Annotated in this window: 11 protein-coding genes; 8 read left to right on the forward strand and 3 right to left on the reverse strand. The window is 41.6% G+C overall.

What is annotated here, in order from left to right:
* Window positions 1-7 precede the first annotated feature (7 nt).
* The 6 genes from L1271_RS11220 (at window position 8) to L1271_RS11245 (ending at window position 8,513) form a co-directional block, all read left to right on the forward strand.
* A complete protein-coding gene (locus L1271_RS11220) occupies window positions 8-1,255 on the forward strand; it encodes a hypothetical protein (protein WP_010607428.1) in 1,248 nt (415 codons plus the stop codon).
* A gap of 11 nt (window positions 1,256-1,266) precedes the next feature.
* The gene (locus L1271_RS11225) at window positions 1,267-2,106 is read left to right on the forward strand and encodes a GEVED domain-containing protein (protein WP_102058520.1); all 840 of its coding nucleotides are present in this window, start codon (window positions 1,267-1,269) and stop codon (window positions 2,104-2,106) included.
* A gap of 11 nt (window positions 2,107-2,117) precedes the next feature.
* The gene (locus L1271_RS11230) at window positions 2,118-3,626 is read left to right on the forward strand and encodes a hypothetical protein (RefSeq protein WP_102058519.1); all 1,509 of its coding nucleotides are present in this window, start codon (window positions 2,118-2,120) and stop codon (window positions 3,624-3,626) included.
* 122 nt (window positions 3,627-3,748) lie between these two features.
* A complete protein-coding gene (locus tag L1271_RS11235; protein WP_102058518.1) occupies window positions 3,749-4,885 on the forward strand; it encodes a hypothetical protein in 1,137 nt (378 codons plus the stop codon).
* A gap of 278 nt (window positions 4,886-5,163) precedes the next feature.
* Window positions 5,164-7,854: a leucine-rich repeat domain-containing protein gene (locus L1271_RS11240; RefSeq protein ID WP_233525273.1), complete on the forward strand. Its 2,691-nt coding sequence runs from the start codon at window positions 5,164-5,166 to the stop codon at window positions 7,852-7,854.
* Between the two features lie 122 nt (window positions 7,855-7,976).
* Window positions 7,977-8,513 carry a YaeQ family protein gene (locus tag L1271_RS11245; RefSeq protein ID WP_010607423.1) on the forward strand — a complete coding sequence of 179 codons (537 nt, stop codon included), beginning with the start codon at window positions 7,977-7,979 and terminating at the stop codon, window positions 8,511-8,513.
* 91 nt (window positions 8,514-8,604) lie between these two features.
* On the opposite strand, the gene L1271_RS11250 is transcribed toward L1271_RS11245, so the two are convergent.
* Window positions 8,605-10,179 (reverse strand): lytic polysaccharide monooxygenase, encoded by a 1,575-nt coding sequence (locus L1271_RS11250; RefSeq protein ID WP_235367886.1) that lies wholly within the window; start codon window positions 10,177-10,179, stop codon window positions 8,605-8,607.
* A gap of 703 nt (window positions 10,180-10,882) precedes the next feature.
* Here L1271_RS11250 and L1271_RS11255 point away from each other — a divergent pair.
* A complete protein-coding gene (locus tag L1271_RS11255; protein ID WP_235367887.1) occupies window positions 10,883-11,308 on the forward strand; it encodes a DM13 domain-containing protein in 426 nt (141 codons plus the stop codon).
* Between the two features lie 248 nt (window positions 11,309-11,556).
* On the opposite strand, the gene ahpF is transcribed toward L1271_RS11255, so the two are convergent.
* Window positions 11,557-13,125, reverse strand: coding sequence for an alkyl hydroperoxide reductase subunit F (gene ahpF / locus L1271_RS11260; RefSeq protein WP_235367888.1), 1,569 nt, complete (start codon window positions 13,123-13,125; stop codon window positions 11,557-11,559).
* Between the two features lie 105 nt (window positions 13,126-13,230).
* Entirely contained in the window at window positions 13,231-13,800 is a 570-nt protein-coding gene (ahpC, locus tag L1271_RS11265) for an alkyl hydroperoxide reductase subunit C (RefSeq protein WP_010377859.1), read from the reverse strand.
* A 228-nt stretch (window positions 13,801-14,028) separates the two neighbouring features.
* Here ahpC and L1271_RS11270 point away from each other — a divergent pair, with 228 nt between their 5' ends.
* Window positions 14,029-14,451: a DUF3429 domain-containing protein gene (locus L1271_RS11270; RefSeq protein WP_235367889.1), complete on the forward strand. Its 423-nt coding sequence runs from the start codon at window positions 14,029-14,031 to the stop codon at window positions 14,449-14,451.
* Window positions 14,452-14,481: the final 30 nt, after the last annotated feature.

The raw sequence follows: 14,481 nt of genomic DNA on the forward strand, positions 1-14,481 counted from the left end.
ATTCAACATGAAATTTATATATTCTCCATTGGCACGTGCCATGGGGGTAGTGGGACTTTTTGCCTGCAGTTTTTCAGCTACTGCGGGTCAAGTTGCTAATCCAGAGTTCACTACCCAAGCAAATAATTCTGATTTAGACTCAGTGACACTCGGTACTGCTTACCATAGCGAAAAAGAAGGCTTTTATGCACTGCAAAGTGTACTTGGTCGAGTTGATGAAACCTATGGTAATACCGAAATGGATTTTGTAGTCGGTGTAGATATGAGCTATAGCCAACTATCTAGCATGCTAGATGGTAACTTAGGCGCTGCACTTGATGTTCCTGTCATAAAAGTTGGGGTTGGCGCAAGCTACGCAAAACAAAACGCCGCAGATAACTACACCGGCACTTACACCCTATTTCTCTCCTTAAAACCGAAAAAACGGCTGTTAGTTGCGGATCCTCAGACAGGATTTAAGCCAACACAAGCGGCGCTTGATTTGGTCAATGCTAACCCTGGAGATAAATTCAATAATATTGGTAATGAGTTTGTATCTGCGATTGAGTACGGCTCTCAAGTTATGATCAATCTCAAGTTTCAATATAAAAATGACGAAGACAAAGTCAAATGGGGTGGTCAGCTTGGTGTAGACTGGGCGGGTAAAGTCAGTGTCAGTGGTAAACTGCAAAAAGTAGACGAAGATGTGAAGCGTAACATCAAAATTACCGTTTCTGCGCTACAACTTGGTGGTGATCCGACTGAACTTTTGAAGGTGATCCCTAATCAACTCGTCAACTGTACGATGGAAAACCCAACACCATGCTTTGATGTATTTAAAAACAGTATCGATTACATCAAAACTAACTACGTAACTCAGTTTGATACCTTAGATAAATACAATGTCGGTCGAGTCTTGACACAAAGTTATACTGACTCAGGGCCAAGTCTATCCCCGTTAGTACCTGATGATGTCTATCCTGCCAAAAGCATCCTAACTAAATTGGCGCTCAAAAACATGAGCGATGATTGGGTGCAAGCAATTCTCGACAATCGTCGTGCCGATAACCTACTCAATTACTATGCCAGTGAGTTGAATAACTCACATCGAACTGCATTAGAAACTATTCGCGATAATGCACTCTTTAACTCATTTATTCTGGCGGACGCCGTTGACTACTGTAAGCGTAATCCAATTGGTAATTACTGCCGCGATAGAGAGTTACAGACTCGTGGCCGCGTTCATCAGTATGACCGTAAATGGCTAGAATTATAAGGAATAAGACTATGTTAAAAGTCATGCTAACCAGCACATTAATTGCCTCCTTTGCTGCCACAATTACACCATCAGCGCAGGCAAATACGACTTTATTTGAATCTCGAGATGTACTTACGCCACAACAAGCGCTAGGACGCTTTCAATGGTTGGAAAAGTGCTACCCAGGACTATTGGTTGAAGTCTCTGATAATATCTTTGATCCCACTACTCCCATTCCAAATGATGAGAAAATAGCAAATCTTAAAAAAGTAATGCTATACAAGAATAGTACCCTCAGGACTGATGCGAAATACCTTACCTTTGGAGATGAAGACAATGCGAATCCAAAGAATTGGTTTGCGGGGAAATCGCCAACGACATCTTGTTTGCAAATCCCGTCTGATTACCGGATCAGTGCTGTAATGATCACACCTGCAATACCGAATTATTGCACCACGAAGTCTCGTGAACGTGCTTATGAGTTTATCAAATCGGTTAAATTTTCAAATATTGAAAATACCAGTAGCAACACCTTTTACAGTAACTATGTCGGCGATACCGCGAAAATATATGCAGATAAAAGCTACCAGTTAACGTTAACTCCAGGATTTAGTAGTGCAGAAACATATCCAGAGACTTGGCATGTGTTTATTGACTGGAACCAAGATGGTGATTTTAACGATACAAAAGAAACCTTATTTGCTGGTGTTTCTGAGCAAGCAGTTCAGGTAGAAATTACACCGCCAACGGGCGCCAAAAAGGGCATGACGAAAATGCGCGTCACTATGGATTACTTGGGTGGCAGCAATGACGCATGTAAAGAAGTAGACTCCGGAGAGGTAGAAGATTACCTCCTTTACGTGAAGTAATAGGTGGCAACATGAACTTATACAAACAGACTATCGCGGCACTTATTGCCGGCACTACATCTTTCGCATTCGCAGATTCCAATTTTGTGAAAGAAGCGGAATTAATGCAAAAAGCACAGAATGTAAATACTTTTCAGAGCGAAATCCCTGGATTGATGAACGATCACATTGTACTAGGTACGGCTTATAACAGTGACCAAAAGCGCTTTTTGAATGTTCAAACTGTCGCAGGGGAAACTGTTGAAACTCTCGGTAATACCCGTGTGCAATTTGAACTAGTAAACAATGGCAGCTATGACGAAGTGCTCCGTCAACTCAATGGTAATGTTGATGTTGATGTTGGCTTTCCAGTCATTCGTGTGAAAGCTGGCGGTCACTTAGCCAAAGAGATGTCCTCGACTGAATTTTCTAATACTTATACTTTCCAAGCATCATTAACACCGAAAAAACGTGTACTTATGCCAGCGGATGCCAACATTGGTTACACCTTGACTCCGTCAGGTAATACGCTAGCAAATGAGTACCAAAGTAAGCTAATGAGCATGGCTGGCGATGGATTTATCAGTGAGATTGAATACGGTGCACAGCTACTCATTAACATGAAAATTGAATACTTAAGTGAGCAGCACAAAAGTGAGATTGGTGGTTACTTAGGGGTAAGTTACGGTGCTGGTAATATTGGTATTAGCGTCGATGGTAAGCTTAATTATATCGACGAAGACCTTAAGAAAAGTGTGCGCATTACCGTCAGAGCCTTACAAAAAGGCGGTGATCCTAAACAGCTTCTCAGCATAATCCCTAACAATATTATCACTTGTTCGCTCGATAACTACGAGCCTTGCTTTACTTTATTTGAGCAAGCAGTGAACTATGCGAAGAACGATTTTGGTAATCAGTTTAATGCATTATCTGATTACAACGTAGTGCGTTACAAGGCTACGCCTTACGAGATCAGCTCACAAGATGTACGTCGTTTAGATTCAGGTAATAAAGATATTCGCTTTGAAACCACTTACCGTACTTTATGGCTTGAAGATCAATTCAAAAAGTCGGTTAATCATGAACACCGTGCGCGTGGTGTACTTGCGCAATACGCTAGTTGGATGACGGATGTACAACGTCAAAAAGCAGAAGGTGTACAAGAAGCGGCTTACAACAATGCATGGATTTATGAGCAATATGCTCGAGTTTGTCGCGATAATCCTTATGGTACAGCTTGTACAGATGCGTGGAACGATTACCTAAATACCTGTAGTGGTAGTGGCGTCGGCTGCATACAAAACTACACGCTTGCCGATCTGAATATACCAGCTGATAACATGACGCAATACTTCAAATGTGAAAATGCCCGAGAAGCAACAGCAAACTTTGGGGTTGAAGAAAATCATGTATCACTTGGGTTTAGACAGTTGGGCTGGGCGCCTTCTTTTGTTGATGCAAATGACCCTGCTGCGGGCGTGATGGTTTGGCTACCATGTAAATCAGCCCTGCCAACTTATGGAACCGCTTTTGAAAATTAGTGTGTCGTAAAAACACTAAGACTCAATTAGTCCAATTGAGGCGTGGCAAGTAATAAACAGTAGAATATTGAATTATTACTTCCACGTCTTTTCCACAGTAAACCATCTACAGGAATTTATGTATGCACTTAAGAACCATATTAATAGTGCTCTGTGGCCTGTTAAGCTTCTATACAAATGCACATACCTATTACTCTTTAAATACTGAGCATGAACAACTCGGACAGGGATTTGAACAGGAATTAGGCATACCGCTTGAATCGTGCCTCGATGGTCAGTGGCAATTTCAAGGTGGTAGCATGGGCGACTTGGCTTATCGTGGCGATTTTGACTCCGACACCATGATCAATACTATTACAGGTAGTGTAAAGGCTGGTATCAACTTAGTTATTTTTGGTGGCTCAGCCAAGTTTTCCATGCGCAGGAAAGTAACCAAAAATAGAAATTCAGCTGCCTCAGCGGTCGAGTTAACCTATGAAAAAGGAAGTTATAACTTTGAAAATCGAACCACCAAACCCGCTTTTGTCGAGCTGCTCAGTACAGATCCAACTCAGGTAAGAAACCGCTGTGGTGATAGCTTTATTCACAATATCAAACTTGGTTCTCGTATCTATATTACCGCAAAGCTCCATTTTAAAGATCGCACAAAATACGAATGGTTTCAGACCAAAATCAAAGTGAAGTTTCTATTTTTCAGTAAAACTTTTACTAAAACCAAAGTATTTCAAGAGGCAACCAAAGATGCCGTCTATACGATTCAGGTGAATACCGATGGAGGTATGACGCCGGAACTCGCTAGACTCAGTAAAAATGGCACCATGCACTGCAAAACAGATAACCTAACTCCCTGTATTACATATGCCGACAATCTATTTAGCTACTTACTAGACGGTGGTGATTATGTCGACGACCTTAAAGACGAACATTTAAACGTTTTAAAGTACGAAGTCGAAAGCTATGAGGATTCTGGCCATTATGATCTCGCCTATGCTGGTCAAACAGCAATACCTAACCGCTATATTGCACTGTCCGCCAGACTCAGAAGTTATCAAGATTTAGTGTATGACGAAATAGAAAGGTTGAGTGCATTTAAAGCTGTGTCTGAAGACCCGCTTGAAATCGAACAGCTTACAGCTCGTATTACAGCTCGCAATTCTCAGCGCATTGGGCTCGAGCAAGCTGGCGAATACTGTGCGACTCTGCCTGGCACGACTCTATGCGAGAACCGCATTGAATCGGCAATCGCAAACGTTGATTAAACAACACGCTTATTCCGTTATTCACTCGTCCTTATTATTTTGTTCTCCAACCAATGAGGCTATATAGCCTCGCTTCTCGTTTTAATTATCAATGAGTTATAATGGCTCTAGCAAAATGTACTGCTTCCTTTTAGTCTATTGATTTTTCGTTTTTAAAGTCCATATCTAGAGCACAGAGCTATACCATTGCTAGAAACCATGTGTAATTATTGGAAACTAGTATCTAAATAAAGTACACTTCTGCGCTTTCTGACTATTCAATAAAACAAGATATCAAGATGATCAAAAGCGCTATATACAAAGGAATCGTAACTTCATTGCTTGCATCAACTTTAGTCGCATGTGGCGGTGGAAGTGGCAGCGACAGCAATGATACTGGAAGTGACAAACCAATCACACCTACTAACAAAGCCCCTGTAATTGCAAGCATGGCACCAATTACAGCAATGGAAAGAGACTCAATCACAGCCGTTGCCACCTTAACAGATGAAGATGGTGCGATTGAAACTTTGCTGTGGGAGCAAACGGCAGGAACAACTGTCGAGCTGATCAACGATAATAACGAAACGCTCGAATTTCGTGCACCTGACATCAATGAAGCGACCACGTTAACTTTTAAGTTAACTGCGACAGACGATAAAGGAAGCGCAAGCTCACAAGAATTAACTGTCAACCTAAATGCTTACGCTCCACTTTCAAGCTTAACGATTTCAGACGCAGCGCTAGCGCAATGTTTATCAGATACACATCAAGACGTAGGTATTTCAGTTGTTGACTGTAAAGACTACCCAATTGCAACATTAGCAGGGCTCTCTGGTATTAGTGGTTTATCTACGGTATCTATTAAAAACGCAGAATTGGATAATCTCGAAGAATTAGCTCAAATTTCTACGCTCACCGCGTTAAAGCTCGATAACGCGTTTGCCGCAGTCCAGAACAGCTCAAATAATGATGCACATTTAGAACAAATTAGTAAGCTCAATACACTTGAGTCGTTGTCTATTGTTGAAGCCCAAGAAAGTAATAATTATAGTAAGCGCCTAGATTTTTCTTTGTTAGATTTATCAGGCTTTGCACAGCTTCATACGCTTGAAATAGACAACGAAAGTAACCAATATGAAACTATAAAGCTTAGTCAACTTCCAAGTGATAAGCTCACTCGTTTGGCTTTACGTACTCTAAACATTGATGATAAAAATACTCTAAAACGCTTTAGTAACTTGCAAAGTTTATCTTTGACATATATATACGATCTGGACTCACTGTCATTTTTAAACTCTATACCTAACCTCACAGCATTAACACTTGATAATATTGAAGCCGCTGACTCAACGGCAATAGAAACTAAAACAAATCTGACAACACTCGTACTCAACAGAACGCAGATTGAAGATTTCTCATTCTTAGAAAAGTTTAGTGAGTTGGAAAAACTAGGCCTTAGTCGTTATTATAGTGATGCTGAGTTTGATATCGCGGACATCAGTGGTAATACGAAGCTGACATCTTTGTCATTGAACAATTTAAGCGTTGATAACGCCGGCGAGCTATCAACTTTTACGGAACTTCAATCCTTGTCTTTGGAGAGGTTAAACCTTTCTTCTCTTAGCTTTTTACAAGCGATGCAGAAGTTAACATCATTGAAGCTCGATCAGTTACGTAACGTTAATGATCTAGGCTGGCTAAGTTTCACACCAAGCCTAACCGAATTGTACATTCATGAATTGGATAGTAGCGCGGATTTTAGCGCATTATCTGAGCTTGAAAATATGCGCAACCTCACCGTCTACAGCGATTACTCAAACTTTGCACTAGATACGTTAAGTAAAATGCAAGCATTAGAAACACTTAACCTAGAAGTTAGTTTATTTGAGGCTTCAAATGAGGCAACGTTACCGAACTTAAAGACATTAAACGTAAAAAGTAACCGATATTCAAACATGGTCAACTTGGCTAACTTTCCTGCGCTCGAATCAGCTGAGTTATTAAAAGAATACCATTATAGTAATGAAACAAAAATCACAACTCTTGACTCTTTAGGTATAAACACGAGCCTAAAATCGTTAAAGCTCGGCGGCTTTACAGAACTAGAAGATATCACCCATGTATCTCAATTTGAAAACTTAGAAACTCTCTTTATTGACTATTCTCAGGCGACTGATATCTCAGAGGTAGCATCATTAACTAAACTTAAGTCATTAACATTAGGCAACTTTTCCGAGTTTTTTAGAGCTGACATGCTTGCCAGTTTAAACACTCTGGAAAGACTTGAAATAAAAAGTAGTGCCATTTATTGTAATGATCAGGAGCTATTAAAATCTCTCGATGGTGTAACAACAAATCTTTCTAACTCTAACTGTATTATGAAGCCGGTCGATTTGAGCTTAATTACAGATGCGGCACTTAAACAGTGTATTGTAGATCAGAGGTATCAAGATGCTGTCCGTAATACCTCACTCTCTTGCGATGGCTCAGCAATTGAATCATTAAATGGAATTACACAGTTTGAAGCAATTAAGGCTTTAACACTAAGTGGCTCAGTTGACAGTTCGTTGTTACGTGATCCTAGCTTAGCTCAGCTCCACACCTTACAGAGTCTAGATATCTATAGCCTCACGGGTGAACTAACGGCTAAAGCTACACTGCCTCAATCATTGACCTCCTTTGAGTTAAATACAAATAGCCAAACCGTATATGACTTCGCGCTTTTTGGCTTGCCTACTACCTTAACTTATTTGGACTTGGATAATACCAAGCTGACAAACTATGGTTCACTTAAAGATTACACCGAACTTACCCGCTTAAAGTTGAACTATACCAACATTTCAGATCTGTCGCCGCTATTCAATTTGACCAATCTGAAGTATTTAAGTATATATGGAAACCCAAATATCGACTGTGCTCAAGTAAGCAAACTAAAAGAGTCTTTGCCCAATATTTGGATATCTCAAATAACTGCAATTAGCTGCTAGGGCGTTAAGCAATTCAAATAAGCACAGTCTCATTGCGAGGCTGTGTTTCATTTCCACAATAGCCTTCTGTAAATTGTTATTTCAACCCGCTATACTAGCGCAAAAATTTTTTAAGCAAATTTATGGCGCTCAAATCCACCATCATTAAAGCCCAACTATCACTCAGTGATATGGACAGACATGTTTACCAAGACTTTAATTTAACGCTAGCTCAACACCCTTCTGAAAACGAACAACGGTTAATGATCCGTTTACTTGCCTATGCACTGAATGCGTGTGAGGGACTTGAGTTTACTAAAGGCTTATGCGCTGATGATGAACCTGAACTATGGGTTAAGAATTACAGCGAAGAGATTGAGCTTTGGATTGAACTAGGACTGCCTGACGAAAAGCGCCTTAAGAAAGCGTGTAATAAATCAAAGCAAGTGGTCCTCTATACTTATGGCGAAAATAATCAGGCGATTTGGTGGCAAAAACACCAGCCTAAATTATACGACTTTAAGAATCTGAGCATTTTCAGCTTGGACTATAGCGCGACTCAGGCTTTAGCTCAGTTAGCAGATCGTAGTATCAAGCTCACTATTACCATTCAAGATGGCGAAGTATGGGTAAGCTCTGATAGTGCTAATATTGAAATCAAACCACAACAGCTGATGTAACATTTTGCTCAGTGTTAGATGATGTAACTCATTGAAAACTTGATCTCACTGGCAGCGATATCTGCCAGTGCTTTGTTAGAGGTGCTTTACATTAAAGCTTACGCCACACAGAGTTAGTGTCTGGTTGCTGACCGCGCGTCCACCAGCGCGCCTGATATTCAACGCCTTGATAACTCACTTTGTCGCCGCCAGTGTATGCCTTATTAGCACTCCATGAGTTACTGCCATCAGACTTATCTACCAGCTCCCACGCATCACTTTGATCGGGCTTTTGGCCTTTTACCCACCATTTAGCGCGATAGCTTTTGCCCTGATACACTGCGGTATCGCCAGCGGTATAAACTTGATCGGCACGCCATGTGTCACCACTTGGTGGTGCGGTTTGGTTAGTCACTGTGATGGTAAAGCTAACGGTTTTTTCAAACGTGCCATCAGAAACGGTGACTTGCCCCTGATAGTCGGTATTTTGCTGAACCTCAGGCGCAGCCAACGTGATAGTTGCACCGCTACCGCTATAACTCAATGGCACAGGGATCTGCCATGCAAAGGTGAGTGGATCTTTGTCATCATCAAACGCATGAACATGAAGTGATGAGCTTGAGCCTTCTTTTAGCGTGATATCGGCGGGGGTATGAACCACAGGGGCGCGGTTTTGTGGCTTAGCTAGAATTGAAAGGTTAAAAGTGTACTGGGGAAAACTTACAAACAGCTGATTAGCAGCGAGTTGCGCAGCATCAAATACAATATTGCCGTCACTTTGTTGTACGCCAATTTGCAGCGTATTCGCATGATTATTATTTAGTGTGCTAGCAAATTGCGCAGTCCATTGATTGATATTGCTTTGTGTTATCGACAGTTTTTCTTGTACCAACTCTTGACCATCACCATCAAACACGCGTAACCATACCGTATCGCCTACATTGACTTGTTGACCGGGTTTAATAAAGAACCCAGCAGACGTCCAACTTACCGGCTCAGTCGGTGTAGTATCACGCACTATAGTGACGTCACTACAATTGTAAAAGCCTTCACCTACAACATCATCACGCTGCCAGCGCGTATACAAGATAGCATCTCCGCTAAATTTACTTGGCACCGCAACCTGCATTTCATAATAGCGCTTACCGTCTGGTGCGACGAAGAAGTCTACATTGCCATACTCTTGCACTAACTCTAAATCTTGCCACGCTAGGGGCGCTGACTGAATATCCGCCTCCGGTTTGGTGAGATAAAACTGCCAAAAACTAGGGTTGTGAGGCGTTGTTGCACGAAATCTCACTTTAATTTGGTTTTGAGCATCTGGCGTTATCGCTGTTCTTTGCCACTCACTCGATGCGATATTCATACCCGCTTTGTTTCTGTCGCCACCCGCACAAAGTTGTCCGTCAGGAACAGTAGCTTGTACCGCTTGCAGATTAAAATAGTCAGAAACATTCGCTGCAAACTCATGCTTTTGAATAAACTGCACATGCTCAGACACTAGGTAGGCCGCTCGACATGCCGCGTTCGGGATATTGCTTCCATCTTTTGGCCACCAAAATCCGCCCTGCTCCTCACAAATAGCTTGCCTTGCCTTTGGACTATCCATATAACCATGTGCAAATGCGTTCGATGCTGCCATGCCAAGTGCCATGGCAATACTGACTGTTAACATAGAGTTTTTCATTTTCTTCTACTCGTATTAGAGAAGTGACCGCCGCCACTTCGATTAAGATTAGAATGAGCGAGAATCTATTGTTGCTTATCACACGAAATTCAGTCTTGCCCAGCGCACTAAGATTTTACTCGTTGATAAACACAACTTATCTTGGTCACGCCACTGTACTTCGGCAGTAAAAAACAACGCTGTCATTTTTTAACAACTAATAAGCTATTGCACGTCCATGGCATGCTCGCCTTCATTTTTGTAACAAAAAAGTATCCAAGTTAATTTTGTTGTGAGCATCAACTCGAATTCGAGGCATTTTACCCAAGCGAAAATCAATAACAATAGATGAGATTATTAATTACATTCAATACTTTATAGTTAGATTAAAAAACACCTTTACGCCATAATTCAGGCCTAAATACCTGTTTACTCTGACTATTATAATAATCAAAACAATTGAAATACTTTATTCCCTAATAATTAACAATCAGAAAGCGCTACTCTGTGTAAAGTTTTATCTACATTGGGTACTAAATTACATTTAATAAGAACACTTTGTTCTTATCAAAAAAATTAAAAACAACCCTTTTTACGCAGTCGATTTTCCTGCTAGAGCCTTATAATTTGGCTATACTTTGACTTTACTGCTTACTTGGAAATGATTTTGCGGACGCTATTTACGTTACTATTGCTCATTGTAGTGTTTATCACAGGATTTATTATGGGTGTGTACACTTTACCGATAATGACGCAACCTCCGGCGGCTAGCTACACAGAAATACTGGCAATCAGTAAAGCCGCAACATACAAAGGCCAATTCAAAAAGGAGCTTAAAGATTCAGACGCGTTGCACTACGCCACCGGTGAGATTTATTTTACGGATAACCACATTGCATTTGTGGGCGAGATAGCCCCAGGACCAGACTATCGGCTTTACCTCGCCAAAACCTTTATAGAGACAGAAGCCGACTTTAAAGTACAAAAACACACCATGGTGGAAATTGCTAACATAAACCAATTTTCGCAGTTCGTGCAGCGTAAATATCGCCAAGTCGATCTGGCCCAGTTTCAGAGCGCTATTATTTGGTGTGAACATTTTGAGCAGTTTATATCGGCAGCGCCATTACAACGCGTTGGTAGCGAGTAGGACTGAAGGAACTGTTTTACGCAACGATCTTGTGTTTCTTCACCGGAAGATAATCCACTCAGCTAGGCTAGTAACCTCTCGCCGGGTAAATCGTCTCCCACAGCGTATTCTACACGTTAGAGTAGGAGCTGCTTTACGCAGCGATGAATCTTCGAAATCAAAGCAAAAAAAGCCACACTGCTAGAGTGTGGCTTGGGAGCATTGCATGGGTGTATTGTTGCAATGATTCTTTCCAGTAATGCGAGTAATTAAGCAGCTTGCTCGTCGTCTTGCCCTAACCGAATTAGATAATCAAAAGCGCCTAAGCTTGCTGTCGCTCCTCCACCCATCGCAATAATAATTTGCTTAAACGGTGTGGTGGTTGCATCGCCTGCGGCGTAAACGCCCGCTAGACTTGTCGCACCTTTGCTGTCAATTTCGATTTCACCAAAGCGGCTAAGAGCAACTTCACTCGACTTTAACCATTCAGTATTTGGTACAAGTCCAATTTGTACAAAAATGCCAGCCAGTGCCAACGAATGAGCGTCACCGCTGACCCTGTCTATGTAATTAAGACCCGTTACTTTACTACCATCTCCAACTACTTCTGTGGTTTGTGCGTTTTTAATAATGGTGATGTTGGCAAGGCTTTTCGCCTTTTTGATCAGCACTTCGTCAGCTCTAAGCGTATCGGCAAATTCTAATACCGTGACGTGTTCAACAATATTTGCCAAGTCGATAGCTGCTTCAATACCCGAGTTACCGCCACCAATAACCGCGACAGATTTCCCCTTAAATAACGGACCATCGCAATGTGGACAATATGCTACGCCTCTACCCTTGTACTCGGTTTCGCCGGGTACATTCATGCTTCTCCATCGTGCACCTGTAGCCAATACTAAAGATTTGGCCCTTAATACCGCACCGCTTTCAAGCGTGATATCAATGGTTTCGCCTTTGTTAATTGCCGCTGCACGCTGGTTCTTCATCACATCAACGCCATACTGGTTAACATGCTCTTCTAACTGTGCAACCAGCTTAGGGCCTTCAGTTTTTTGCACTGAAATAAAGTTCTCAATACCCAAAGTATCGGCAACTTGGCCGCCAAAACGCTCCGCAACTACCCCTGTATTTAACCCTTTACGAGCAGCATAGATAGCAGCTGATGCACCAGCGGGGCCGCCACCTACAACCAGCACGTCAAACACGTCTTTCTCGTTAAGTAATGCCGCTTGTTTTTCACCAGCTTTACTATCCAATTTGAGTAGTATATCGTTCAGGCTCACTGCGCCTTGGCTAAATTGCTCACCATTTAAGTACACGGTTGGCACGGCCATGATGTTGCGTGACTCCACTTCTTCTTGGAACAAAGCACCATCAATCATGGTGGTGGTAATATTTGGGTTAACAGCCGCCATGAGATTCAAAGCCTGCACTACTTGCGGACAAGTTTGGCAACTCAGTGAGATGTAAACCTCAAAGTTCAATGCGTTATCTATATTTGTGATCAGTTCGAGATCGTCTGCCGATGCTTTAGTTGCATGACCGCCTGAATGCAATAATGCAAGTACCAAACTGGTAAACTCATGTCCCATAGGAACACCAGCAAACGTAATTTCGCTCTTTGTTTCAACACCATGCACCACCATTTGTGGGATACGTTCACCTTCAATTGATTCAGATAAAGTAATTTTGTCGCTCAATGACGCTAAGTCTTGTGCTAACCCTTTTAGCTCTTGCGATTTTTTACTGTCATCAACGGTAATGACGAGTTCAATCGGACGTTGTAGAGAGCTAAAATGGCTTTGTAGTTGAGTTTTAATTTGGTTGTCTAACATATAAGGTAACCCTCTGCAGAAACTACAGTAAAAATTCGCAAAAACGATGAATTTGATTCATCTAGATGGTTGAGATGGGAGTGCATGCCGCACTCCCCAGACAAATTAGATTTTGCCAACTAGATCTAGTGAAGGTGCGAGTGTTTCTTCACCTGGCTGCCAAGAAGCTGGACATACTTCACCATCGTGAGATGCGATGTATTGAGCAGCTTGTACTTTACGTACTAGCTCTTTAGCACTGCGACCAATACCTAGGTCATGCGTTTCGATAACTTTGATTTCACCCTCTGGGTTGATAACAAAAGTACCACGAAGTGCAAGACCTTCTTCCTCGATCATTACACCGAAGTTACGAGTAATACGGCCTGTCGGGTCACCAATCATTGGGAATTGAATTTTCTTAATAGTGTCTGACGCATCGTGCCATGCTTTATGCGTGAAGTGCGTGTCTGTCGATACAGAGTAAACTTCTACACCCATTTCTTGTAGCTGTGCGTAGTAGTCAGCTAAGTCACCAAGCTCCGTTGGACATACAAATGTGAAATCCGCAGGGTAAAAGAATACGATTGACCATTTACCTAGTAGGTCTTGCTCAGAAACTTCTACGAAGTCGCCACCATGGTATGCAGTTGCGTTGAATGGTTGAATTTTAGTATTGATTAATGAAGTGCTCATCGCTTTCCTCACTGTTGTTTAGTTTAAATAATGTTGGCGATTACTGTTCGCCTTGGCTTGAGTACAAAGATAAGGGGAAGTGCTGATTAAATAAAATGGATTGTTTGAATCACTGTAATCGGAAAAACTGATAGCTCTCTTATAAGTGATCAACTAATTCAGCATAAGAGTATAAAAATAAGATAATTACGGTATGATCCCAGCAATTAACTACAGCAGAGCGTGACTATGCACCCGTACTTCAATCATATTCAACTTGGTTACTTTGGCTTTATTCCCTTTTTGGCTTGTATCGCATGGACGCTAATGACAGGTGCATCGAGTGACGTGCTTCATGCTTTTCAATTTTACAGTCTGGGGATTCTAGCTTTTATGGCCGGCAGTTTATGGCGTGCAGGAGAGCAAACCTACAAACAAGCGATACTGGCCGTGATTGTCGTGATCCCTTACCCCCTACTTAGTATTGCAGCACCACAATGGTTGCTTCTCTATCTCGCTATCGCATATTGGCTCGTATATTTTATAGAGCGCAGTTCATCCCGCTGGAGTGACTATCATAAAGACTATCAAAAAATGCGAACAGTACTGACTTCTCTCGTTTTTGTTAGTCATCTATTTATGATTGCTCAAGCACTTGAATTAAACACATAAGTGGCTTGCTTCTGAAGTTCAATTAACTAT

The sequence above is a fragment of the Pseudoalteromonas sp. OF5H-5 genome, from assembly GCF_021530695.1.
Classification (GTDB): Bacteria; Pseudomonadota; Gammaproteobacteria; order Enterobacterales; family Alteromonadaceae; genus Pseudoalteromonas.